This window comes from Endozoicomonas sp. ALE010, assembly GCF_049310165.1.
Taxonomy (GTDB): Bacteria; Pseudomonadota; Gammaproteobacteria; order Pseudomonadales; family Endozoicomonadaceae; genus Endozoicomonas.
The window spans coordinates 1-2,581 of record NZ_JBLYNV010000159.1 but is presented as its reverse complement, the minus strand read 5'-3'; the positions used below and the strand labels follow the sequence as shown (position 1 = coordinate 2,581).

Here is a 2,581-nt window from a genome sequence, read left to right as displayed (position 1 = left end):
GTTTGTTAAACCTGTTCACGACAGAAGGCCGGAAACAGCGAAGACAAGAGCAGGAAGCGGCTGCTTTATTTCGTGGTCAGTTATGGGAATTACTGCAAACTGAAAAAGCGCCTTACAGTCTAAAAAAACAGGTCATACAGGCCGTGGAAAATGGCGTTCTGCCTTTTCTTAAAGAATCAGAGTGTAAAGCGATAGTCAGTAGTCAGGATACAATTCTAATTAACCCGAAAGAACGTAAAATTATCCGTGAAGCCGCTGGATTTCTGAAAAAAGAACTTTCCGGATTGCTGTCTCGCCTACCCCGGGTGACGTTGGAAGATAGCAGAGAAGTGCTGAAAGCCTATTATCAACTCATTATTCTGTCACCGGAATTGTTACCGGATGAGCATAAAGCTCATGAAGCTATCAGCAAGCTGGAAAAGCACTTTCGTAATACCCGGCAATCGGTTGGTTTTACTGACCTGAAAGATACCATTGCCCTGTCCGTTTTACATAACATTCGGGAGGAGCTGTCGCTTGAAGAGTATCAACAATTAACGAAACGAATCGGTAATGTATTTACTTATCCATACTCCCCTCGTCAGCGGCCTTTGCGGGATGCACTCAACCTGATTTTTAATAATGGCCTGGGCAGTTCGTCTGTTCAGGGCCACCCCCGGGAGTTGGTTTCTGCCAGGGACCTGGCCTTGCTTAAAGATAGCTATCAGGGGCTATTTTTTCGTTACTCGCGAATACACCGGCTAGAGGAAAATCTGTTTGCAGACGGTTGTGCTGTAGCGGCCAGAATAAGTCGATTACCCAGTGAATTGAGAACGCTTGATCTGGAGCGGGTTGCACATGACTTTCAGCAGTATGAGTCCTTAAGGAGTACTTTGTCCGCAGAAAATCAGGATCAAAACCAGGAATTTAAAGCACTCGAAACCCGTTGCAAAACACATCGGGCCTTGATAGCAGAAGGTCGGGCGGCATTATTGCATGTTCAGCTGAATCAAGGGCGGCGCTGGGAGTTAAATCTGTTATTAGAAGGTATAGGAAAGGCCAATATCTATGGTACTGATTCTGAACACAATCAGCAGATGTTCAAAAAGCTGCTGGATTTGGCTCAGTTAAGAGGGCCACAAGTGGATTTGGCCCAGCTGGACTGGATCATAGCGCAGAACAAGAAAGCCAACAGACATCCGAATGTTGCCATTGAAGGGGCTGGCCCAACAGGGCTGATGCTGGCTTTCACCCAGTTTCAGGAGGGGGCCAATGTCTCAGTGTTTGAGAAACGGAGCACTGCATATAACCGGTTACAAGTGGTTCGACTGGACCCTAAATGGATGGATATGCTGAAGTTTTATCTTGGAGAACATTACTACGACCTGTTCGGTGAGAATGGACAGGCTGGAAAGGGTATGGTTCGTACGGATGGTTTGGGAGAAAAGGCAGGCGAAATTGTCACTCACCGGCTGGAAGAGGCTCTGAATCATAGACTGGCTGACCTGATGGCACGCAATTACGATCATACTTCCCAGCGTGATGACCCGCAGAAAAACCGATTGGAGCGGTTAGCTGCCTATGAAATGACCAGGGTAGAGGCAGGTGAACAAGGCTATACAGTACAGGCTAAATATCACCCCGGGAATGATCCCTCTCCCTTTGCCAACGGCAAGAAAAAGCCACCTGTCGGTTATCAGAAACCTGAAGCAACGGTAACCCGTCCTGTGGATTTAGTGATTTGCGCCGGGGGTAAACATAGTCAGCTGCGTAATAAATATATGCAGGACAGGGCCGTTACGTCTGCCCGAAGCTATGGTGTCTGTTCCTGGGAAGGGCCAAAGGAGCAGCCCCTGCAAAATGATCGGCTGGAAACTTTTCCGGATTTTCGCGGGGTGGTGGTACTTAATCAACAGTTTCAGCAGTTTTTCCAGGAGCAGATGCTATCTCAGGTGGAAAGGATTGAGGGGCTGAGTTCAGATGAGCGAAGATTGCTTGGCCAGCAAACCCATGAGCAGTCCAGCGGTGTTCGCAGCCTGCAGTCATCCATCCATGGAAGAGTGATGAAGACCCGGTGTTTTGACAATAACAACCTGGTTTATATCGGGATGGAGCTGCCTGAAGCATTTACTCAATTCTGCCATAAGGTTAAGCAAAAGTTAGCGGCATTACCGGTGCCAGATCTGGATCAAAATGGCGATAAACGATCAGCAGCCGACCAGGAAACTTGGCGTAATCAGCGCGTAGCCAGGGTGCAGAAAGCGCTTTCCAAGGCTTGGTTTCAAACAGTGGCACACAGCTATGGTATTGACCAGTCGCTGGGTGTTACTCAGGAAATGATTGATGACCCATCGGTGGCGGTATTCTATTTACAGCAACGTCGGGTTTGGCGAAATGTGATCAAGAAAAAATCAGGCTCCCGTCAAGTGATGATCACTGCTGCTGGTGATGCTGCTGCTACTCCCCATTTTATGACCGCCAGCGGCCTGACTGGAGCCAGGGAGAATGTGTTGCATCTGCAAAACTACACAAGGGATGTGTGGAACGGACCAAGAATATATCAGGAATATGGGCTGGAACAAAGGCAGGACAGGCTTGAGCA

The 2,581-nt window shown here is 48.3% G+C and carries 1 protein-coding gene; it reads left to right on the top strand.

The features are described from left to right. Positions 1 to 2,581 (top strand): hypothetical protein (locus ACO6UY_RS24370; RefSeq protein ID WP_422491636.1); only part of this gene is annotated, 2,581 nt, incomplete at both ends.